The sequence below is a fragment of the Aeromonas bivalvium genome (genome assembly GCF_046078285.1).
Taxonomy (GTDB): Bacteria; Pseudomonadota; Gammaproteobacteria; order Enterobacterales; family Aeromonadaceae; genus Aeromonas; species Aeromonas bivalvium.
The window spans coordinates 499303-520916 of sequence record NZ_JBGXBV010000001.1 but is presented as its reverse complement, the minus strand read 5'-3'; the positions used below and the strand labels follow the sequence as shown (position 1 = coordinate 520916).

18 protein-coding genes are annotated in these 21614 nt (G+C 62.0%); 7 read left to right on the top strand and 11 right to left on the bottom strand.

The window, feature by feature from the left end:
- The first annotated feature begins 67 nt into the window (after positions 1-67).
- Positions 68-208: a TIGR02808 family protein gene (locus ACEUCR_RS02300; RefSeq protein ID WP_005895982.1), complete on the top strand. Its 141-nt coding sequence runs from the start codon at positions 68-70 to the stop codon at positions 206-208.
- 199 nt (positions 209-407) lie between these two features.
- Positions 408-968, top strand: coding sequence for a YaeQ family protein (locus ACEUCR_RS02295; protein WP_111874596.1), 561 nt, complete (start codon positions 408-410; stop codon positions 966-968).
- Positions 969-1085: 117 nt separating this feature from the next.
- On the opposite strand, the gene minE is transcribed toward ACEUCR_RS02295, so the two are convergent.
- Genes minE through minC form a run of 3 tightly spaced genes read right to left on the bottom strand, consistent with a single transcriptional unit; the run spans position 1086 to position 2902 of the window.
- Positions 1086-1352 (bottom strand): cell division topological specificity factor MinE, encoded by a 267-nt coding sequence (gene minE / locus ACEUCR_RS02290; RefSeq protein WP_041998671.1) that lies wholly within the window; start codon positions 1350-1352, stop codon positions 1086-1088.
- A gap of 2 nt (positions 1353-1354) precedes the next feature.
- Positions 1355-2167 (bottom strand): septum site-determining protein MinD, encoded by an 813-nt coding sequence (gene minD, locus ACEUCR_RS02285; protein ID WP_041998669.1) that lies wholly within the window; start codon positions 2165-2167, stop codon positions 1355-1357.
- A gap of 18 nt (positions 2168-2185) precedes the next feature.
- Positions 2186-2902: a septum site-determining protein MinC gene (gene minC / locus ACEUCR_RS02280; RefSeq protein WP_408787817.1), complete on the bottom strand. Its 717-nt coding sequence runs from the start codon at positions 2900-2902 to the stop codon at positions 2186-2188.
- Between the two features lie 106 nt (positions 2903-3008).
- Between minC and ACEUCR_RS02275 the strand changes: the two genes are divergently transcribed.
- Complete coding sequence (locus tag ACEUCR_RS02275) at positions 3009-3293, top strand: YcgL domain-containing protein (RefSeq protein ID WP_111874594.1); 285 nt, start codon at positions 3009-3011, stop codon at positions 3291-3293.
- Positions 3294-3739: 446 nt separating this feature from the next.
- Here ACEUCR_RS02275 and ACEUCR_RS02270 read toward each other — a convergent pair whose 3' ends face one another.
- The 5 genes from ACEUCR_RS02270 to pabB all read right to left on the bottom strand — a co-directional run bounded on the left by ACEUCR_RS02270 (position 3740) and on the right by pabB (position 10444).
- Positions 3740-5110, bottom strand: a complete 1371-nt coding sequence (locus ACEUCR_RS02270) for an L-serine ammonia-lyase (protein ID WP_041998660.1) — start codon at positions 5108-5110, stop codon at positions 3740-3742.
- Between the two features lie 353 nt (positions 5111-5463).
- Positions 5464-6846, bottom strand: coding sequence for an L-serine ammonia-lyase (locus ACEUCR_RS02265; RefSeq protein WP_111874593.1), 1383 nt, complete (start codon positions 6844-6846; stop codon positions 5464-5466).
- A 140-nt stretch (positions 6847-6986) separates the two neighbouring features.
- Positions 6987-8285, bottom strand: a complete 1299-nt coding sequence (locus ACEUCR_RS02260) for a serine/threonine transporter (RefSeq protein ID WP_041998655.1) — start codon at positions 8283-8285, stop codon at positions 6987-6989.
- 216 nt (positions 8286-8501) lie between these two features.
- A complete protein-coding gene (locus tag ACEUCR_RS02255) occupies positions 8502-9071 on the bottom strand; it encodes a CoA pyrophosphatase (RefSeq protein WP_041998653.1) in 570 nt (189 codons plus the stop codon).
- Complete coding sequence (gene pabB, locus ACEUCR_RS02250) at positions 9068-10444, bottom strand: aminodeoxychorismate synthase component I (protein WP_408787813.1); 1377 nt, start codon at positions 10442-10444, stop codon at positions 9068-9070. The genes ACEUCR_RS02255 and pabB overlap by 4 nt, the downstream gene beginning before the upstream one ends.
- Before the next feature lie 210 nt (positions 10445-10654).
- Here pabB and ACEUCR_RS02245 point away from each other — a divergent pair, with 210 nt between their 5' ends.
- Complete coding sequence (locus ACEUCR_RS02245; protein WP_408787810.1) at positions 10655-12181, top strand: fumarate hydratase; 1527 nt, start codon at positions 10655-10657, stop codon at positions 12179-12181.
- A 287-nt stretch (positions 12182-12468) separates the two neighbouring features.
- On the opposite strand, the gene ACEUCR_RS02240 is transcribed toward ACEUCR_RS02245, so the two are convergent.
- The gene (locus tag ACEUCR_RS02240) at positions 12469-12945 is read right to left on the bottom strand and encodes a cell division inhibitor (RefSeq protein ID WP_408787807.1); all 477 of its coding nucleotides are present in this window, start codon (positions 12943-12945) and stop codon (positions 12469-12471) included.
- 233 nt (positions 12946-13178) lie between these two features.
- On the opposite strand from ACEUCR_RS02240, the gene ACEUCR_RS02235 reads away from it, so the two are divergent.
- A complete protein-coding gene (locus tag ACEUCR_RS02235; RefSeq protein ID WP_041998645.1) occupies positions 13179-13379 on the top strand; it encodes a DUF4250 domain-containing protein in 201 nt (66 codons plus the stop codon).
- Between the two features lie 410 nt (positions 13380-13789).
- Positions 13790-16264, top strand: coding sequence for a glycogen/starch/alpha-glucan phosphorylase (locus ACEUCR_RS02230; RefSeq protein WP_041998642.1), 2475 nt, complete (start codon positions 13790-13792; stop codon positions 16262-16264).
- Between the two features lie 386 nt (positions 16265-16650).
- Here the strand turns inward: ACEUCR_RS02230 and ACEUCR_RS02225 are convergent, their stop codons facing one another.
- Positions 16651-18051, bottom strand: coding sequence for an SLC13 family permease (locus ACEUCR_RS02225; RefSeq protein ID WP_408787803.1), 1401 nt, complete (start codon positions 18049-18051; stop codon positions 16651-16653).
- A 154-nt stretch (positions 18052-18205) separates the two neighbouring features.
- On the bottom strand, positions 18206-18643 hold the full coding sequence (gene trxC, locus ACEUCR_RS02220) for a thioredoxin TrxC (protein WP_041998636.1): 438 nt from the start codon (positions 18641-18643) through the stop codon (positions 18206-18208).
- A gap of 133 nt (positions 18644-18776) precedes the next feature.
- Between trxC and ACEUCR_RS02215 the strand changes: the two genes are divergently transcribed.
- Positions 18777-21566, top strand: a complete 2790-nt coding sequence (locus ACEUCR_RS02215) for a hybrid sensor histidine kinase/response regulator (RefSeq protein ID WP_408787800.1) — start codon at positions 18777-18779, stop codon at positions 21564-21566.
- Positions 21567-21614: the final 48 nt, after the last annotated feature.

Sequence of the window (21614 nt, the reverse complement as noted above, 5' to 3'; positions counted from 1 at the left end):
ACCCCAGCGCAGCCTGGGCCAGGACAGTGTGTCGCGCCAGGGGCGCGCCATGGACAAAGGACACATCATGAGCTTTCTTGAACAAACCATCTGGACCGTATTGGGCTATGGCGTCATGCCCTTCATCTTCCTGAGCGGCTTCGTGGCGGTGGCGGTGACCTGTTGCGTGTTGCTCAATGCGTTCGGGGTGCAATCCGCCGAGAAGTGAGGCCAGGGGGCTGACGCGGAGCCAAGGGCCCTCATCCCCCGTCTCTTGTGCCATGCCGGTCCCAGGACCGGCATTGTTCGTTGTAGGCCCCCCTGATACGGGGCGGGGTGTGCAAGGGGCTCGAAGCTGCCCGCAAATTTGATTACACTGGCGCCCAGCCCGCGTCGGGCCTCCCGTTTCGTCTCCCATAAGGTTTCTCATGGCTCTCAAGGCAACCGTATTCAAGGCTCAGATCTCCCTCTCCGACATGGACAGGGGGCTCTATCAGGACTTCTCCCTCACCCTGGCCCGTCACCCCTCCGAAACCGACGAGCGCATGATGATCCGCCTCGCCGCCTTTGCCTGGCATGCCGCCGAGCGACTCGAATTCACCAAGGGGCTGTCGGCGGACGATGAGCCAGAGCTGTGGCGCAAGAACTATTCCGACGAGATTGAGCTCTGGATTGAACTGGGTCAGCCTGACGAGCGCCGCCTCAAGAAGGCGTGCAACCGCTCGCGCCAGGTGGTGCTCTATCTGTACGGCGGGCGCGGCACCAGCGTCTGGTGGAAACAGAACCAGGGCAAGCTCACCGCCCACGACAACCTCAGCATCATAGAGCTCAGCGACAGCCAGACCCTGCCGCTGGCGGCCCTGATCCAGCGCACCATGCAGCTCACCTGCACCATCTCGGACGGTCAGCTCTGGATCAGCAACGGCGAGGCCGAGGTGACCCTGGATCCCCAGGTGTTGCACGGCAAGCAGGCGCGGGAGCTGGTCTGACGCATCGGCAGGCGTGTGTAAGCGACATAGCGGGGCAAAACAGCGGCAAAAAAGAACCGGATCCTGGGGCAGGATCCGGTCTCATTGGGGGAAAGGGTCACGCATAGGGCGCCTGGCTCATCCCTTCTTGTCATCGGCGAAGGTGATGTTGAGTTCGAGCACCGACAGCTCATCACTCTTCTGATCCAGTTGCACCGTCACCTTCTCGGGATCTATCTGCACGTACTTGCGAATGACGTCCAGGATATCCTGCTTGAGCTGGGGCAGGTAATCCGGCCCCCCTCTGGACGAGCGCTCATGGGCGACGATGATCTGCAGCCGCTCCTTGGCGGTCTGGGCCGTCGTCTGCTTCTTGGTGGAACGAAAATAATCAAAAATAGACATGCTTAACTCCCGAACAGACGGCTGAAGAAGCCCTTCTTCTCTTCTTGCAGGAAACGGAACTCGGTGGCGTCTCCCATCAGACGGGAAACGGCGTCTTCATAGGCCTTGCCCGCATCGGATTCTTTATCCAGGATGACGGGTTCGCCCGAGTTGGAGGCGCGCAGCACCGCCTGGGACTCGGGAATGACACCGAGCAGCGGGATGGCCAGGATCTCCTGCACGTCCTGCACGCTCAGCATGTCGCCACGGCTGACCCGGGTCGGACAGTAGCGGGTGAGCAGCAGGTGCTCCTTGATGGGATCCTCGCCGCGCTCGGCCCGGCGGGACTTGGAGGCCAGGATGCCGAGGATCCGGTCCGAGTCGCGCACGGAAGAGACTTCCGGGTTGGTGGTGACGATGGCCTCGTCGGCGAAATAGAGCGCCATCAGGGCGCCGGACTCGATACCGGCGGGGGAGTCGCAGACGATGTACTCAAAGCCCATCTCTGCCAGTTGATCCAGTATCTTCTCGACCCCCTCCTTGGTGAGGGCGTCCTTGTCCCGGGTCTGGGAGGCGGGCAGGATGAAGAGGTGCTCGCTGCGCTTGTCCTTGATCAGGGCCTGGTTGAGGTTCGCCTCGCCATTGATGACGTTGACGAAGTCATACACCACGCGCCGCTCGCACCCCATGATGAGGTCAAGATTTCTCAGGCCAATATCGAAATCGATGACCACCGTCTTGTGGCCCCGCTGGGCCAGTCCCGTACTCAATGCCGCGCTGGTTGTGGTCTTGCCAACGCCACCTTTGCCGGACGTAACGACTATGATTCGCGCCATTCTCGCTTCCTTGTAACTCTATTTGATGCGGTCTATTCGGAGTTGTTCATTATCCAACCGGACATGGACCGGTTGCTGTATCAGGCCGGCTGGCAGTGCATCGCTGAGCTGAAAGGTGCCCGCGATGGAGAGGAGCTCGGCCTGCAATTGCTGGCAATAGATGCGGGCATCGCCATTACCGCGCGCCCCGGCTATTGCCCGGCCCCGCAGGGCCCCGTAGATATGAATGCTGTCATCGGCCAGGACTTCGGCACCCGGGCTCACCGAGCCGAGCACCACCAGGGAGGTGCCGGCCGCGTAGATCTGCTGGCCGGAACGCACCGGGCCGACATGGACCTTGCTGGCGAGCAGAGGGGTGGGCAGCGGTAGCTCGGTGGCGGTCTCGGGCAGGGTTATCTCGGCGGCTGGCTCGGCATCGGCCTTGCGGCTGCGTCCCGAGGCCATCACTGCCAGACCCGCCGCCTTGGCGGCTGTCTTCATGGCCTCATCCTTGGTCCCAGTGATGCCGACCAGCACGAAGTCTTCCGCTTCGACCAGGGCCTTGAGCTCGTCAAAATCCGGTTGCTGCGCGAGCTTTTCCACATTGAGCACCAGGGGGGCACAATTGAAAAAACGGGGCGCCAGCGCCACCTTGGCGGCCAATAACTGGCGTATCTTGTCCGGCGCGGCATCGTTGATATGCAACACAGAAATAGTGAAGGTGGTCCCTTTCAATTCGTTATCGCGCTCAACCATGACTTTCCCCGAGACAGAGACGGTAATCCGTTATTGTTATTGATTGCCTGATGTTATAGTTTGCCCACTTCCGAGGCAATAAACTCAGCGGATTATATCAATTTCCATGTTGTGTGCAGTCTATAAAAGTCGCAAAAAAGCGGACACCTATCTCTTTGTCGAAAAAAGAGATGATTTTTCCCGGGTTCCATCTCCCCTGATGCAGACCTTCGGCACCCCGCAACTGGTGCTGATGACCAGGCTCACCCCGGACAAGCCCCTGGGCATGGCGAGCGTGAGCCGGGTGATGGAGGCGCTGCGCCAGCAGGGCTTCTATCTGCAGGTGCCGCCGCCGGTGGAGAACCTGCTCGAGCAGCACAAGCTGGCGCAAACCCGGCGCAAGGCCCCCTGATATTATCGGACGCCCCCTGTCGCCCCTCCCCGGGGCGCCTTCATCCCGGGCTTCGGTTGTTTCCCCCATATTGCCTCACCTTCCTGCCCTAATTATCCGGCTGACAGCCATGGCCTGGATAAATACCCCATCTGCCGCGAACGATAATGTCTTTCGCCTTCGAATGAGCCTTGAAAATATATTTTCAAACGGCGATAGACTTGTATAAATATACAGGTGTCATCCCTGTTCTTTATTGAGACGCCGGATGCCAGAGGCATGGCGGGAGCGCGATTGAGTACCCGGCTCCTGGGGCGTAGCGAAAGCGCGCGGCAAGGGGCATGCCCGTCATGGGGCGCCGGGCAGGCGAGGAGGGAGGGGGCGCAGCCTGGCGGGGAGGCGAGCGAAAGGCGGGCAGCAAAAAGGCGGGAAATCCCGCCTTTTTCATTGCCACACGGCGTTGCCGCTTATTCGCAGGCGACCTGCATCACCTTGATGGCCAGGCCGCCGCGGGAGGTCTCGCGGTACTTGGAGTCCATGTCCTTGCCGGTGATGTACATGGTCTCGATCACCTTGTCCAGCGACACGCGCGGCTTGGAGGTGCGGCGCAGGGCCATGCGCGAGGCGTTGATCGCCTTCATGGAGGCGATGGCGTTGCGCTCGATGCAGGGCACCTGCACCTGGCCACCGACCGGATCACAGGTCAGACCCAGGTTGTGCTCCATGCCGATTTCGGCGGCTTCGCAGACGTGCTCCGGGCTGCCGCCCATCAGTTCGGTCAGGCCGGCAGCGGCCATGGAGCAGGAGACGCCCACCTCGCCCTGGCAGCCCACTTCGGCCCCCGAGATGGAGGCGTTCATCTTGTAGAGCATGCCGACGGCGGCGGCGGCCAGGTAGAAGCGGGTGTACTCTTCGCGGCCCACCGGCTGGATGAACTTGTCGTAGTAGGCCAGCACGGCGGGGATGATGCCGGCGGCGCCGTTGGTCGGTGCCGTGACCACGCGGCCACCGGCGGCGTTCTCTTCACTCACCGCCAGGGCGAACATGTTGACCCAGTCGATGATGTTCATGGGGTCGCTCGACAGGCTCTCGTTGGTGGTGAGCTGGCGATAGAGGGGGGCGGCGCGACGGGGTACACGCAGCGGCCCGGAGAGCACACCCTCGGTGCGGCAGCCGCGCTCTATCCCTTCCCGCATGGTGGTCCAGATCTTGCCGAGCTTCTTGTAGATCTCTTCCGGGGTGTTGAAGCACTTCTCGTTCTCCATCATCAGGGAGGAGATGGAGAGACCGGTCTGGCTGCAATGGGCGATGAGCTCGGCGGCGCTCTTGAACGGGTAGTTGACCGCCATGTCGCCGCTGTCGGCCTTGCCGAAGTTCTCCTCGTCGACGATGAAGCCACCGCCGATGGAGTAGTAGGTCTTGCTGTAGGCCTTGGCATCTTCGATGAAGGCGGTCAGAGTCATGCCGTTTTCATGCAGGGGCAGGGCCTCGTCATGGAACACCATGGCATCGCGCGGGAAGCTGACGGTGTGGCAGTGCAGGCCGATGGGCAGGCGACCGGTCTGCTCGACCCGGGAGATGAACTCGGGGATGCCGTCGATATCGACATTTTCCGGCAGGTTGCCCGCCAGGCCCATGATGATGGCGGTGTCGGTATGGTGACCCTTGCCGGTCCAGGAGAGGGAGCCATAGACATCGACCTGGATCCGGGTGATGTCACGGATCTTGCCGCTCGCTCGCAGCTCGTCCACGAACTGCTTGGCCGCTTTCATCGGGCCCACAGTGTGGGAGGAGGAGGGGCCAACACCGATTTTGAAAATATCAAAAACGCTGATCATCTAGTAGTTACCTCTGGGTAGAAGCCGGCGCCTTGCCGGCTTGCAAAAGGGGGTGATCCATGGCGCTTGCGTCGTGACATCGCCCTAAGGTCCTGGACCTGGTAACGACAGTGTAACGCGGTCTGCCTTAAAAAAAGTTGAAACAGGTCTATTTTTGTTGAACCAAAGGCCGCGAGTATAAAATTTATTTTGATGCTTATCCATTTTGTTAATCGTTTGGCAAACGTTTCGCGAAAAAATACCCGGCGAGGCCGGGTATTGGAGGAGAAATAGGATTCGTATGGCCTGTGCGCATCACGCCAGCCCTGGGCCGCTCCCCTTGCGTCTCCCTGGCAAGGGCTGGCTCTGGGGAGTCAACACTCGGTGATGTTCACCGCCAGACCCCCTCGGGCCGTCTCCTTGTACTTGGTCTTCATGTCGTTGCCGGTCTCCCACATGGTCTTGATCACCTTGTCCAGGGAGACCTTGTGCTCGCCGGTACCCCGCAGGGCGAGGCGGGCGGCGTTGATCGCCTTGACCGCCCCCATGGCGTTGCGCTCGATGCAAGGCACTTGCACCAGGCCGCCGACCGGATCGCAGGTGAGCCCCAGGTTGTGCTCCATGCCGATCTCGGCGGCATTCTCGACGATGGCGGGGCTGGCGCCGAGCAGCTCGGCCAGGGCCCCCGCCGCCATGGAGCAGGCCACGCCCACCTCGCCCTGGCAGCCCACCTCGGCCCCGGAGAGGGAGGCATTCTTCTTGTAGAGGATACCGATGGCGGCGGCGGTGAGGAAGTAGCGCACCAGCAGCTCGTCATCCACGGTGCGCACGAAGCGATCATAGTAGTGCAGCACGGCGGGGATGATGCCGGCGGCGCCGTTGGTCGGTGCCGTGACCACCCGGCCCCCGGCGGCATTCTCCTCGTTGACGGCCAGGGCGAACAGGTCGACCCACTCCATCACCATCAGGGGATCCTTGTTGAAGTTGGTCTCGCAGCTGAGCTGACGGAACAGGGCGGGGGCCCGTCTGCGCACCTTGAGCCCGCCGGGCAGCACCCCTTCGCTCTGGCAGCCCCGGGTCACACAGCCCTGCATGGCGTGCCAGATCTTGCGCAGCCCCGCCACTATCTCCTGCTCGCTGCGAAACACCTTCTCGTTGGCCAGCATCAAGCCGGACACCGAGAGACCGCTCTCCTGGCAGTGGGCCAGCAGCTGGGCGCCGCTCTCGAACGGGTAGGGGATGGGGTGCGCCGCCTCGAAGGCTGCCGCCTCTTCCCGGGCGCTGGCGAAGTGGCTCTCCTCTATGATGAAGCCGCCGCCGATGGAGTAGTAGGTCTGGGCCAGCAGCAGCTCGCTCCCCTCATAGGCGCGCAGGGTCATGCCGTTGGAGTGGGCGGGCAGGGTCTTGCGGCGGTTGAAGATGATGGCGCCACTGCGGGGGAAGGCGCTCGATTGCTCGCCGGCCAGGGTGAGGGTCTGGCTGCGCTCCACGTCGGCGAGGAAGGCGGGGATCCCTTCGATATCGACGGTATCGGGCTCGAATCCCGCCAGCCCCAGGATGATCGCCTTGCCGGTGCCGTGCCCCTTGCCGGTCTGGCCGAGGGAGCCGTAGCACTCGGTCTCGACCCTGTGGGTGCGTGCCAGCAGATCCTGCGCCTTGAGCTGGGTCACGAAGGCGTGAGCCGCCCGCATGGGGCCGACCGTGTGGGAGGATGAGGGGCCTATTCCGATGGAAAACAGGTCGAAGACGCTGATCATGACATCACTCCGCTTATGGGTTTTGTCTAAACATTGTAAATTTTTTGTAGTCGTTGGGAAGGGGGGGAGGTGAGGGATGTGATGGCGCCATGAAAAAGGGCTGCCGAAGCAGCCCTTTGCGGGTTGGTATCCGGTCCGGCTTAGCCGAACAGCTGATACAGGATGGCGGAGATGGCAACCAGGCCCATGGTGGTCACGAAGACGTTGCTGATCTGGCCCTGATACTTGGCCATGGCGGGCACGCGCTTGATGGCGTACATCGGCATGATGAAGAGTATGGTGGCGATGATGGGGCCACCCAGGGATTCGATCATGCCCAGAATGGAGGGGTTGACCACGGCGACGACCCAGAGGGTAAGGATGAAGAAGCCGATGATGATCATCTCGATCAGCTTGTGGTTCGGCTCCTTGTTGGCGCTGCGAATCTGCTGGACGATCAGGCCCTTGAGACCTTCACGGGCACCCAGATAGTGACCGAAGAAGGAGGATACGATGGCCACGAAGGCGACCAGGGGGCCGAAGTAGGAGATGAGCGGGCTCTCGTGCTGGTTGGCCAGATAGGAGAGTACGGCGATGTTCTGGGCCTTGGCTTCCGCCAGCTGGGCCGGGGTCAGGCTCATGACGCAGGAGAAGACGAAGAACATCACGAAGCCCAGCAGTAGCATGGCGGTGCGCTTCAGGATGGCATCGGACTTGGCCACGGCCTGGTCGCCATGGTCACGGCGCTGGGCCAGGGCGAAGCTGGAGATGGCCGGGCTGTGGTTGAAGGAGAACACCAACACAGGGATGGTCAGCCACAGGGTAGTGGCAAAGTCCTTGCCGGAGGGAACCTGGGCCAGGGCGGCACCGGTCCAGTCCGGGATCAGGTAGAGGGAGATGCCCGCCAGGACGGCGATCAGGGGGTAGACCAGGAACTGGGTCACCTTGAGCATCAGCTTCTCACCGGCCAGCATCACGGACATCATGCCCATGATCAGCACGATGGAGAGGATCCAGCGCGGGGGGGCGGTCATCTGCAACTGGTTGACGATGAAGCTCTCGACCGTGTTGGTGATGCCGACACCGTAGATGAGGACGATGGGGTAGATGGCAAAGAAGTAGAGCAGGGTGATGAGCTTGCCGGCGCCGACGCCGAAGTGCTCTTCCACCACCTCGGTGATGTCCGCGTTCGGCTGCTTGGAAGACAGCACGAAGCGGGCCAGGCCGCGGTGGGCCAGATAGGTCATGGGGCCGACCAGCAGCGCCATGCAGACCAGCGGCCAGAAGCCACCCATGCCGGCATTGATGGGCAGGAACAGGATCCCTGCGCCGACGGCGGTACCAAACAGGCTGATGACCCAGGTAGTATCCTGTTTGCCCCAACCACGGGATTGAACGGAGCTTGTTCCTTGCTCCTTGGTGACCGCAGCGTCCTGTGCGTGAGTGACGGTATTTGACATGTGTCTGACCCCAGATGTGTGGTTTTTATAAATCCGGCGCAAGGATACTGTCTTTGCGGGTGAATTTGTTGATCAAATTCACTTTTTTACCGTCAAAACCCGCACTTTTTTATGGAAACGTGATCAAAAGAATAAAATTTCAATTTTTGTTTATCATTTCCAGTGTTATTTGAATGTTAAATCCCGATTTTCACCCGCAAAAATGTAACGCCACTGTTAAATGGCGATCTGGGCGGCCAGTTGCCGGATCATGCTGGCGGTCGCGCCCCAGATGTATCTGTGTTGCCAGGGGATCCAGTACAGGGTATCGCGGCGCCCCTGACGCTGCAGGGTCATGCTGATGTAGCGGGCAGGATCCAGCAGGTGATGAAGGGGCACCTCGAAGGCGGCGCTGACCTCATTCTCGTTGAGCCCGAGCCGGTAGTGCGGATCCAGCAGGCCGAGCACGGGCAGCACCTCGAATTGCGATACGGTCGGCAGCCTGGGCAGATGGCCGAGCAGGCGGATCTGGCTGGCGGGCACCCCTATCTCCTCCTCGGTTTCCCGCAGCGCCGTCCGGTAGAGGCTCTCATCCTCCGGATCCTGGCGCCCCCCGGGGAAGCTTATCTCCCCGGCGTGGTGGCGCAGGTGGCGGCTGCGCTCGGTCAGCAGCAGGTGCAGGCCGTCGGCGCGCGCCACCAGGGGCATCAGCACGGCGGCAGGATGAAGGCCGGGGCGGCTCGGGCGCACCAGGGCGGGGCTTGGCAGTTGCAGCAGGAAGCGGGTCAACAGGTCGCCATGGGTCATGGGTGCTCGTTCTCCAGCAGTGGCAGGATCCGCGCCAGCTTGTCGAAGGTCTCCTGATACTCTTCTTCTACCCGGGAGTCGGCGATGATGCCGCCACCGGCCCAGCAGTAGAGCTGCCCCCTGGCCGCCAGCAGGGTCCGGATGCAGATGCTGGTGTCCATGCGCCCATGCTGGCTCAGGTAACCAATGCTGCCGCAATAGCCGTTGCGTCTGTGGGGTTCGAGCTCCTCGATGATCGCCATCGCCCGGATCTTGGGTGCCCCTGTGATGGAGCCCCCCGGGAAGCAGGCCCGCAGCAGATCCACCCCCTGCCAGGGGGCATCCAGCTCGCCATGGATGGTGGAGACCAGGTGATGGACGGCGGGAAAGGATTCGACCGCAAACAACTGGGGGACGCTGACCGTGCCAGGCCGGCTCACCCGGCCTATGTCGTTGCGCAGCAGATCCACGATCATCAGATTCTCCGATCTGTCCTTGTCGGCGCTCGCCAACTCGCGGGCTCTGGCCTCGTCCTGGCGGGGATCGGCGGCGCGGGGGCGGGTGCCCTTGATGGGCTTGGTCTCGATATGGCGCCCGTCCAGCAACAGGAAGCGCTCGGGGGAGAGGCTCAGCACGGCGCTGCCAGGCAGGCGCAGGAAGGCGGAGAAAGGGGCACCATTGGCGGCGCGCAGCCGCAGATAGGCGGCCCACTCGTCCCCCTGGTAGGGGGCCTGGAAGCGCTGGGTCAGGTTGATCTGGTAGCAGTCTCCCGCCGCCAGATAGGCCTGGATACGGGCAAACTTGTCGGCATACTGTTCGCGGCTCATGTTGCTCTGCCAGGGGCCGAGCAGGCGAAACGCCCTGGGCGCCACTTCCCCCTGGGCCTGCCACCAGGCGAGGCGGCGAGCCAGCCCGGGGGCATGGCCCCAGTGCACCAGCTGCCAACCCCCTTGCTCCTTGTCATGGATGAGGGCCCAGTCATAGAGGCCGACCGCCATGTCGGGGATGGCCACATCCGCCTGGGCCTGTACCGGCAGACGCTCGAAGCGGCGCCCCAGATCGTAGCCAAACAGCCCGAGCGCCCCGCCGATGAAGGGCAGGTCGTGGTCGCAGGCCTGCGTTTCGCCGAGCAGGCGGCGCTGGGTCTCGGCCAGCAGGGTGAGGGGATCCCCGCTCAGGTGCTGTTCCTCGCCTGCCTGGCAGAGCCGGGTCAGCTCCCCTTCGGTGGCGAGGGTCGCCAGGGGATCGGCCGTGATGATGTCGAAGCGATTGTCCTGGCCAAGGGGTCCCATGGATTCGAGCAGCATGGCCCAGGGCAGGTGTTGCAGCCGGGCAAACAGGGTCGCCGCGCTGCCGGTGTCCGGGAGAGGATGAATGTGCAGAGATGGTTTCATTTTTTGTTACACAGGCAACAGTTTGCGCGCTGGTCCCTAGCCGGTATGGGGTGGCAAGGGTATCATAGTGGCCGCGAATGTTAGAAAAAACACGCCGCGCCCTGACGTTGGAAGGGACTTGCATGCCCCTCTCTTTCCCTCTCTGGCGTGGCCAACATGGAAGCCCTTGCTTTGCCGACGTTCGCAAAGACAAGGACCAGTGAGGATGATATGAGCATCATAAGAAAACAGGATTTTATCGATTCCGTCGAAGGCGCCCTGCAGTACATCTCCTACTACCACCCCCTCGATTTCGTCCAGGCCGCCAAGGCCGCCTATGACCGCGAGATCAACCCGGCCGCCAAGGATGCCCTGGCCCAGATCCTGATCAACTCCCGCATGTCTGCCGAAGGCCATCGCCCTCTGTGCCAGGATACCGGCATCGTCACCTGCTTCGTCAAGATCGGCATGCAGGTGCAGTGGGACTCGGATCTCACAGTGCAGCAGATGGTGGACGAAGGGGTGCGTCGTGCCTACACCAACCCGGACAACCCGCTGCGAGCCAGCGTGCTCGCCGATCCGGCCGGCAGCCGCAAGAACACCAGGGACAATACCCCGGCCGTGGTGCACATCGACATGGTCCCCGGCAACAAGGTGGAGGTGAGCATCGCGGCCAAGGGGGGCGGATCCGAGAATAAATCCAAGATGGCGATGCTCAACCCCTCCGATGACATAGTCGAGTGGGTCTTGAAGACGGTGCCCACCATGGGCGCTGGCTGGTGCCCGCCCGGCATGCTGGGCATCGGCATCGGCGGCACCGCAGAGAAGGCGGCCGTGCTGGCCAAGGAAGCCCTGATGGAGCACATCGACATTCAGGAGCTGATCGCCCGCGGACCCGAGACCACAGAAGAGAAGCTGCGAGTCGCGCTCTATGACCAGGTCAACAAGCTGGGGATAGGTGCCCAGGGTCTGGGCGGCCTCACCACTGTGCTGGACGTGAAGGTCAAATCGGCGCCGACCCATGCCGCCTCCAAGCCCGTGGTGATGATCCCCAACTGCGCGGCCACCCGCCACGTCCACTTCGAGCTCGATGGCTCAGGCCCGGCGGAGCTGACTCCGCCGAGGCTGGAAGACTGGCCGGAGATCACCCGCGAGTCCGGTGGCAATGTGCGCCGGGTCAATGTCGACGGCATCACCAAGGCCGAGCTCGCCAGCTGGAAGAGTGGCGATACCGTGCTGCTTTCGGGCAAGATCCTCACCGGTCGCGACGCCGCCCACAAGCGCATCGCCGACATGCTGAAAAATGGCGAGGGCCTGCCGGAAGGGGTCGATTTCACCAACCGCTTCATCTATTACGTCGGCCCGGTCGATGCGGTGCGCGATGAGGTGGTCGGCCCGGCCGGTCCCACCACCTCCACCCGGATGGACAAGTTCACCGACATGATGCTGGGGGACACCGGCCTCATCGGCATGATAGGCAAGTCAGAGCGCGGCCCGAAAACCGTCGAGAGCATCCGCCAGCACCAGGCCGTCTATCTGATGGCCGTGGGGGGCGCCGCCTATCTGGTGGCCAAGGCGATCAAGAAGTCGCGGGTGGTGGCCTTTGCCGATCTGGGGATGGAAGCCATCTACGAGTTCGAGGTGGAAGACATGCCAGTGACAGTGGCGGTCGACTCCCAGGGCAACAATATCCACGAGACGGGCCCGGCCATCTGGTCCGCCAAGATTGCCGAGCTCGATGGCAAGCTCTCCTCCTGAGCCAGCAGGCGGGGGCGCTTGCCCCCTGTTATCACAAGCGGCGGCCCTCGGGCCGCCGCTCTGTTTTGGCGTATCTCTTCATTTGAGTCATTTGAGCTGAACAGCCGTCTTGCCGAGCTCTTGCCAGATCAGTGCCTTGCGCGAGCGGGGCAGGGGGATCAAGCTGGCAAACCGCTGAAACCGCTCAGGCTTTTCAGGGTACGCAAGCCTTTCAAGCTCTCCAGCTGCTCAATCCTTTCCAATGTCTCGACATCCTCACGCCCTCGTGGGTGAGCGGCGGCTCGGATTCAATGATTGAGGTAGACGTCCTGGTTGCCATAGTTCACGGCTGGCCCCTGGCTCGTCTCGCGCTGGAAGTAGTGGGTCAGCATCTCCTTGCCCTGGGTCAGCCGCAACAGGCGTTCGGTATCCAGGCTGATGGACTCGGGCAACCAGGTGACGACGGCGGCGCAGTGGCTGCGGTCGAGTGCCAGCTCCAGGGTGCGCTGCCAGTTCTTGATCTTGTGGCCATGGACCACCAGCACGTGGGCCGGATCTATGCCATGGGCCCGCAGCTGGGCGGCGACCGGCAGGCCGGGGGGCGCAATCAGCAGGATCCAGCCTCGCTTGGCTTGGCTTATCTCTCCCAGGGCGCCGAGCAGCTGGGCCCCATCGCCTATTGTCATGGCGGATGCGCCTGGACGGCGTGTCAGATGACGAGTCGGCCAGGGTTGGGTCAACCCGGCGGTCAGGGAGGCAAGGGGGCGGCTCATTGGCTGGTTCATCTGCTGTTTCCTGTATGAATGACCATGCTGTATAGGCATACAGTAGTTCTATCCAGTGCATTCGACAAGTCGTTTTTGCTCAAAAATGTGACGCAGCTAACCAAGATAAACGCCATCTCATTGATACCTAGCTGGTTTCTTCATCATGGCTTCGAACGCTTGTCGCCCGATAAATGGACAAAACCCGGCAGGGAGGCCATGGTTATACAGGGTTTAACAGGAGGAGCCATGTCATGGATGCCACGACTTTGCAGCGATTGGACGCCAACATCTTGCTGGGAATCGTCAACGAGAAGCTGAGGCTGGAGTGTGACAATCTCGATGAACTGCTCGCCTACTACGACATGAGCGAGGATCAGCTGGCGACCCGCCTTGAACAGATCGGTTATCAGTACGATGGGGTGAGCAATCAGTTTAAATCCAGGCAGCTATGAGTCTGTTTTAACGCTGGATGATGAAAAGCAGCCGCTCGATGGGCGGCTGTTTTGTTGCGTTGTGAATGACTGGTATTTGAAAACGATTTCAATTTTTTGGTTTATTTTCAGATATTTTCAAGCCAGGCCTTCAGCAGGTTCAATGTGAAACCACATTCCCGTGTAACAAGGAGGGGAAATAACGATTGTAGACTTAAAGTGACTGATTTTTATGGGTTTTGCTCTCTGATGACAGGAAAGGGTTTTCATTGTTAAACTGTCACTTTCATACCTTAAACTGTGACGTGAGTTAACTTTTACGTTTGCAGCATTAGTTAATATTCCCCCGCCGGAATACCAATCTCAGATAACTAAAAAAATCGGCCCCTGGCGGGTAATCAAAATATTTAAGTAACGAAGGAAACAGCGTTATGGCTAGCAAGAAGAAGACAGAGCTGGATCTGCAACTGAACAAGGACCAACTCAAGGCGAGCATAGTGCGTCATCTGCGCTCCACCCTGGGTACCAGCGAGCAGAAGGCCTCGCCCCAGGCCTGGTGGAAGGCCACGGCCGCCGCCGTCAACGAACAGGTATACGAGCGCCTGACCCGTACCCAGCAGACCCACTTCAGCGAGGATACCCGGGCTATCCACTATTTCTCTGCCGAGTTTCTGATGGGGCGGCTGACCTCCAACAACCTGCACAACCTCTCCCTCTATACCCTGTGCGAAGAGGCGTTGGCCGAGCTTGGCATCGAGCTGACCGACCTGTGCGAGCAGGAGCCGGACATGGCCCTCGGCAACGGTGGTCTGGGTCGCCTGGCGGCCTGCTTCATCGACTCCCTGGCGACCCTGAACTACCCGGCGGTGGGGTATGGCCTGCACTATGAGCACGGTCTGTTTCGCCAGGAGATCCAGGATGGCCGCCAGATAGAGCGTCCGGACTCCTGGCGTGAATATGGCAATCCCTGGGAGATCTGCCGTCCCGAGTCCGTGCAGGAGATCCCCCTGTATGGCTATGTGGAGACCCGTTTCTGCGAGAGCGGCGCCCTCAAGAAGGTGTGGCATGCCGGTCGCAAGATCAAAGGGGTGCCCTGGGATATCCCCGTGGTGGGCTTTGGCGGTCACACCGTCAACATACTGCGGCTGTGGGAGTCCCGCGCCTCCGAATTCTTCGACTGGGACGTGTTCAACGCCGGGGGCTATGTCGACTCCCAGGCCGAGAAGGCCCAGGCCGAGACCATCTCCAAGGTGCTCTACCCCAATGACGAGACGGATGCAGGCAAAGAGCTGCGCCTGATCCAGCAGTACTTCTTCTGCGCCTGCTCCATCAAGGACATCATGCGCCGCTACAAGCGGGTCCACGGCAGCGATTTTGGCAAGTTTGCCGCCCAGATTGCCATCCAGCTCAACGATACCCACCCGACCGTGGCCATCCCCGAGCTGATGCGGGTGCTGGTGGACGAGGAAGACTTGCACTGGGATGCCGCCTGGGCCATCTGCTATCAGGTCTTCTCCTACACCAACCACACCCTGCTGCCGGAAGCGCTGGAGAAGTGGAATGTCAGCCTGTTCGAGAAGGTGCTGCCCCGCCATCTGGAGATCATCTACGAGATCAACGCCCGCTTCCTCGGCGATCTGGTGGAACCCAAGTGGCCGGGAGACAACGCCATCAAGGCCAAGCTCTCCATCATCGAAGAAGGGGATGTGCGCAAGGTGCGCATGGGCAACCTGTGCGTCATCGGCTCCTCCAGGGTCAACGGCGTGGCCGAGATCCACTCCAAGCTGGTGAAAGAGGATCTCTTCCCGGAATTTGCCGCCCTCTGGCCCGAGAAGATGTGCAACGTCACCAACGGGGTCACCCCCCGCCGCTGGCTGCTGGCCTGCAACCCCGAGCTGGCCGCCCTCTACAACGAGGTGGTGGGCAAGGAGTGGCCGCTGCAACTGGACAAGCTGCGTGCCGTCACCCAGTTTGCCGATGACAAGGCATTCCAGCAGCAGTTCATGACCATCAAGCGCCACAACAAGGAGAAGCTGGTCAAGGTGATCAAGGCCGAGACCGGGATCGACGTGGATGCCAATGCCATCTTCGATATCCAGATCAAGCGTCTGCACGAGTACAAGCGCCAGCAGCTCAACCTCATCCACATCATGGCACTCTACCGTCGTCTGCTGGCGAACCCGGACTATGACATGCACCCGCGGGTGTTCATCTTCGGCTCCAAGGCGGCGCCCGGTTACAAGCTGGCCAAGGACATCATCTACGCCATCAACAAGCTGGCGGAGCGGGTCAACAACGACGCCCGCATCCAGGGCAAGCTGAAAGTGGTGTTCATGCCGAACTATCGGGTGAGCCTGGCGGAGAAACTGATCCCGGCGGCGGATGTCTCCGAGCAGATCTCCACCGCAGGCTACGAGGCCTCGGGTACCGGCAACATGAAACTGGCTCTGAACGGCGCCATTACCATAGGCACCCTGGATGGGGCCAACATCGAGATCGCCGAAGAGGCGGGGGCCGACAACTGCGCCATCTTCGGGCTGACCGTGGACGAGGTGAAAGCCCTCAAGGCGCGCGGCTACAACCCCTATGACTTCTACTACGGCAACTCGGAGCTCAAGGCGGTGCTGGACTGGTTTGATACCGACTACTTCACGCCGGGCAAGCCGGGGGAACTCTCCTCCATCAAGCGCTCCCTGCTGGAAGGGGGGGATCCCTACCTGACCCTGGCGGACTTCGAGTCCTACTCCGAGGCGCACAAGCTGGTGGACACCTGGTATCGCGACCCGGCCCTGTGGGCCAGGAAGGCCATCATCAACTCGGCCACCATGGGCAAGTTCAACTCGGACCGTTCCATCCAGGATTATGTCGAGCGGATCTGGAAGCTCGAGCGTTGCAAGGTGGCTTGATACCGCCCTATGTCGCAGGCCCCCGCATCCCGGGGGCTTTTTTGTGCCTCTCGCCTGGCGAGGGCGCGAGTCGGGATCGTCCTGGGCGGGGCGAGCTGAACCAGGCCCTGCCGTGGGAACCAGGTCAGAGAGAAGAAAGGGATGCCATCCAGGCCACAGGCGGCGTGGGAGCCGACAGTGGAGGGGGCTGGCCGGAAGCAGGGGGCCGGAGCGGCCTGGGCGGTGTGCTGCGACCGGGAACCGGGCCTGAGGAGCCCCCTGTCCTGGAAGGCGCAGGATGAGACTGGCGGCTGTCCGCCGGTGCAGGATCCCGGCAGGGATGGCTGGCGGCGCGCGAAAAAAGCCCCCGCGAGGCGGGGGCCTGGGTGGGCCGGATCGGCGACGACTCAGAGGATGTCGCCGACGAAAAAGGCCAGAATGGCCAGCAGCAGGGTGAACACCAGGTTCAGGGCCAGGCCGGCGCGCATCATCTCCCGCTGCTGGATATGGCCGCTGGCGAAGACGATGGCGTTGGGCGGGGTGGCGACCGGCAGCATGAAGGCGCAGGAGGCGCCGATGGCGATCAGCACCGACATCACCACGGGAGAGACCCCCAGTGCCTCGGCCACCCCGGCAAACAGCGGGATCAGCAGGGCGGCGGTGGCGGTGTTGGAGACCAGCTCGGTCAGGAACACCACGAAGGCGGCGAGGATCAGCAGCATGATGAAGAGGTTGGCATTGGCCAGTACGGCGGAGAGGTGCTCGGCCAGGAAGGCGCTGGTGCCCGTCGCCTTGAGAATGGCGCTCAAGGTCAGGCCACCCCCGAACAGCATCAGCACGCCCCAGTCTGTGTTCTGGTTGATGTCATCCCAGCTGGCGACCCGGCTGATGGCGATGGCGATGATGGCGCCGATGGCGATCAGGCTGTCGAACTGGGGAATGCCGCCGAGGGCCTTGGAGATGGGCTGGGAGCCTATCCAGAGCACGACGGTGACCAGGAAGATGGCCAGGGTGGCCTTGCGATCCCGGCTCCAGTGAATGGTGACATGCTGGCTCTCGACCCTGTGGCTCAAGTCGGGACGGGTGACCAGATAGAGCAGGGCGATGCCGCAGGGCATCAGGATCAGTACCACTGGCATGCCAAACTTCATCCAGTCGGTGAAGCTGATCCCCATCTGGGCGGCGGCGATGGCATTGGGCGGGCTGCCGACCAGGGTACCTATGCCGCCGATGCTGGCGCTGTAGGCGATACCCAGCAGCACGAACACGAAGGTGCGGCGATCCCGCTGGCTGTCGAGCTGGGCCAGCAGACCGATGCCCAGGGGCAGCATCATGGCGGCGGTGGCCGTGTTGCTGATCCACATGGACATGGCCGCCGTGATGGTGAACAGCAAGATGGCGCCCCAGATCAGATGACCTCGGGCCAGCTGCATCACCTTGGCGGCCATCAGCCGATCCAGCCCCTGCTTGGAGAGGGCGGCGGCCAGGGCAAACCCGCCGAAGAAGAGGAAGAGGATGGGGTTGGCAAAATCGGTGAGGGACTTGGCCATGTCAAACACCCCGAGCAGGGTGGCGAGCAGGGGGATGAGCAGGGCCGTGACGGTGACATGGAGCGCCTCGGTCAGCCAGAGAATGGCGATGAAGACCAGGATGCCGAGCCCCTTGTTGACCATGGGATCGAACGGGAGCCAGGCGAGCATGGCTGCCAGCAGCACTATGTTGGCGATGACGATGCCGGATTTGATATCGAACCAGCGTGGCGAGGGGGAGTGCCCGGGGGTGATCTCGGGGACGACATTGGGTTGCATAGGGTAGTCTCGGTTAATTTATGGTTGTTGTTGTGTTGCCGAGGTTACGACTGTTATGGCGTTTCAAACAGGGGCAGATCCGCAAATTTTGGGGAGGCTCACAGAGCTGTTTGCCTCCCTCACCAAAATGAAACATAGATGAAACAAGCTGTTATCAACTCGGCGCACCATGCTGGGCCAGCCACTGCCTGAATACCATCTTGGGCAGGGACCCGGATTGGCGGGCGACAAGCTCCCCACGGCGAAACAGCAGCAGGGTCGGGATGCTGCGGATGCCGTAACGGGCGGCGATCTCGGGGGCCTGCTCGGTATCGAGCTTGATGAAGCGCACACCAGGCTCGAGTTCCCGGGCCACCTCGGCAAAGATGGGGGCGAACTGCTGGCAGGGGCCGCACCAGCTGGCCCAGCAGTCGACCACCACCGGCAGATCGGACTGGATCAGGCGCTCGAACCGGGCCGCATCGCCCTCGACGGGGGTAATGGCGAACAGGGCCTGGCCACAACGGCCGCATTTGGCGTCGGCCTGCAATTTCTCACTGGGCAGCCGATTGCGGGTCAGGCACTGGCTACAATAGGTGGTGATAAGGGTCATTGGGCGCTCTTTCATCGGTTATGCGTTGATTTATCACATCCATTTCACTTTCAGGGCTCGCTGGCGCTAACATGGGCGCACCTTGATACCTTGGGTCTTGCGGGAGTACGTCATAGATGGGAGTGAAAACGGGATGAATAATAACACAGGGTCCAACCGCCTGATCTTGTGTCTGGTCATGGTCACTCTGCTGCTGTTCAGTGGCTATTGCTGGCGCCTGCTCAGCCAGCAGCAACGGGCCTTCGACCTGAGTGTGGCGGCGGAACTCATCCTCAATCGGGTCAATACCGACACCGTCTATCTGCTCGGGCGCGAGCAGGCCAATGACGAACAGGTACAGCAGCGTCTGGAGCAGCTCTCCGCCAATCTGGACCGGTTCGTGCGCAAGGTGCGCCAGGATCCGGACTCCGCCGCCAACCCCCATGCCCAGACCCTGCTCCATGACATCGAACGCTATCTGCACGACCTGACCCGTCTCTCCTCCATGGAGATGGGGCTCGAATACATAGAAAAACCCTTCCAGCAGCAGCTGAAAACCGTGTTGACGGATCACCAAGCGGATGCCGAGCTGATGGGGCAGGTACGTACCCTGGCCCAGCGGCTGCACTACCTCAAGCGCAACTGGGATCAGGCGGACGGTCAGGCCGTTGAGCGGCTGTTGCAGCAGTTGAACGGCTCGGCGGCGCGGGTGCCGGCGCTGCGCAGCCTCATTGCGCTCAGCCAGGACGTGAGCGAGCAGGTCGCCAGCTACCATGAGCTGCGCAATCAGGTGATCGACATGCACGAGCTCGACGCCCTGGTGGCCTGGAAACAGAGCAAGATCCAGCAGGCGTCCGAGCTCAAGAGCCGCTTCTTCCTGTTGGTGCTGGCCGGCGCCCTGATCTGCTTCTCCCTGGTGGCCCTGACCCTGTGGCGCCGTAACCTGAAACTGAGCGAGCTCTCTCGGGAGACCGGCCTGCTGGCCCAGGCCAAGAGCGACTTTCTGGCCAACATGAGCCACGAGATCCGCACCCCCATGAATGCCATCATCGGCTTCAGCACCCTGGCGTTGCAGACCCCTCTCAGCCAGCAGCAACGGGACTACCTCGGCAAGATCAAGTCCTCCTCGGACACCCTGCTGCTGCTCATCAATGACATCCTGGACTTGACCAAGGTCGAGTCCGGCAAGCTCAGCCTGGAGGAGATCGATTTTGACCTGGCCGAGCAGATAGACTCCCTGGCGGGCATGTTTGCCGATCTGGCCGAGCGCAAGCAGGTCGAGGTGATCATCAACAAGTCTCCCGCCGTGCCCGACTTTCTGCGCGGGGATCCCCTGCGCCTCGGTCAGGTGCTGGTCAATCTGGTCAACAATGCCATCAAGTTCACCGAGCGCGGCGAGGTGGAGGTGGCCATCACCCTGGCCAGCGCCGACCCCATGCGGGTGCGGTTCAGCGTGCGGGACACGGGGATCGGCATCGCCGAGGAGAAGCAGGCGCAGCTGTTCCAGCCCTTCACCCAGCTGGAGGCGGGCAACACCCGCAAATATGGCGGCTCGGGGCTTGGGCTCAACATCTCCCAGCGTCTGGTGGAGCTGATGGGGGGCAAGATCTCGGTGCAGAGCAAGCCAGGGGTAGGCTCCCTGTTCCAGTTCGAGATCCCCATGAACAAGGCGGTGTATGGCGTCTCGGGACGGCGGGTCTTCTTCGAGCAGCAGCCCCTCATCCTGGTCATGGACGACAACGAGCTGGTGCTGGAGCTCATCGGCGACATGCTGAGCCGCTCCGGCGCCAGGGTGATAGGGGTCAACAGCGTCTCGCGCGCCCGCGAGGTGCTGCGGGAGGAGGGGATCAACCTCAAGCTGGCCATCTTCGACTGGCGCATGGGCCAGGAGGATGGCCTGGATCTGGCGCTGGAGATGAGCCAGCACAGCCAGTGGCGGCTCATCCCCCTTATGATGACCAGTGCCTGGGCGAAGGAGGGATTGCAGGCGCGCATGGAGAGCATGGGCCTGCACCACTTCCTCGCCAAGCCCATGACGGAGAACGCCCTGCTGGCCAAGGTGGATGAGCTGCTCAATGGCAGCTCCTTCGATGCCCACCTGCGCCAGGCAGAGGCCCAGGGGGATCAGCAGAATTTCCACGAACTGCTGCGGGGCACCCGGGTGCTGCTGGCGGAAGACAACAGGGTCAACCAGCAGCTCATCATCGAATACCTCAAGCGGGTCGAAGTGCAGGTGACCGTGGTCACCAATGGCCGTGAGGCGGTGGAGCGGGTCGCCGAGCAGCCGTTCGACGTCATCCTGATGGACTTGCAGATGCCGGTGCTGGACGGGCTGGATGCCACCCGCCAGATCCGCAAGATGGTGGACAAGCACGACGTGCCCATCATCGCCCTCACCGCCAGCGCCATGCCGGGGGACAGGGAGCGTTGCCTGGGGGTCGGCATGAACGGCTATGTGACCAAGCCGGTCAGCAAGCTGGATCTCTACAACAACCTGCTCCAGTGGCTCAAGCAGGCACCGGGCGAGCAGATGGTGACGGTCAAGCCCCCCGAGGCCATGGATCTGCTGGATCTGGCCGATGCCCTGCACCGGCTCGATCAGGACAGGGAGGCGCTGCATATCCTGTTCAAGCTGTTCATGTCCGAACACAAGGATGACCTGTGGGAGATCCGCAGCGCCCTGCGCCGCCAGGAGCCGCAGGCGGCGATACGGCTGCTGCACACCCTCAAGGGCGTCTCGGCCAACCTCTCGGCCCGCCGTCTCCACATGATGGCGGCCGAGCTAGAGTGGCGACTGCATCAGGCAGAGGCACTGAGCGAAGCGGATCTGACCCGGTTGCAGCACATCTTCAACCAGACCCGGGAGCGGGTGTCGCACTGCCTGCTGGTGGCAGATGACAGGGAGAGGTCGGAGGCGGACGAGGGGCGATCGCCCCGGCCATAGTGGCCGTCAATGCCAGGGAGGGGCCGACAGGCCCCTCCCTGTTTTCAT